The following is a 631-nucleotide window of genomic DNA, read 5'->3' on the forward strand; positions in this document are numbered from 1 at the left end:
GCGGAGGATTCCGCCGTCGCCCGGATGCTGGCGCGCGTGGAGGTCTGGTCGCAGGCCACCGCCACGGGCGATCTCGCGGAGCTGCCGGGCTGGGACGAACGCTCGGCCGCCACACCGCTGTTCACGTCCACGCGCGACAACTGCCTGGGATCGGCCTGCCCGCGTTTCCGCGCCTGCCATGTGTACCAGGCGCGGCGCGAGGCGATGGCGGCCGATGTGGTCGTCATCAACCACCACCTGTTCTTCGCGGACCATGCCATCCGCGGCACCGGCGTGGCCGAGCTGCTGCCGAGCACCCGCGTGGTGGTGTTCGACGAAGCGCACCAGCTGAGCGACACGGGCGTGCAGCTCCTGGGCAGCCAGATGGCGTCCTCGCAGTGGCTCGACCTGGCGCGCGACGTGCTGGCGTCGGGCCTGCAGTGGGCGCGGGGGCTGGCGGACTGGCAGGGCGTCGCCGCCGCACTGGAGCATGCCGCGCGGGACTGGCGCATGGCCGTGGGGGCCCGCACGCCCGGCTCCCGGCTGCGCTGGGCCGGGGAGGTGCCGGACGGCGTCGATGCCGAGGGCTGGAGCCGGGCGCTGCAGGACCTGTCGGCCGCCTGCCGCCAGGCGCTGGCCGCCCTCGATACGG

Annotated in this window: 1 pseudogene; it reads left to right on the forward strand. The window is 74.8% G+C overall.

Going from position 1 to position 631, the window contains the following annotated elements:
• Nucleotides 1-24: 24 nt before the first annotated feature.
• A pseudogene (locus FJV41_RS57070) lies at nucleotides 25-631 on the forward strand (hypothetical protein); the annotation flags it as partial.

The sequence above is a fragment of the Myxococcus llanfairpwllgwyngyllgogerychwyrndrobwllllantysiliogogogochensis genome (assembly GCF_006636215.1).
Taxonomy (GTDB): domain Bacteria; phylum Myxococcota; class Myxococcia; order Myxococcales; family Myxococcaceae; genus Myxococcus; species Myxococcus llanfairpwllgwyngyllgogerychwyrndrobwllllantysiliogogogochensis.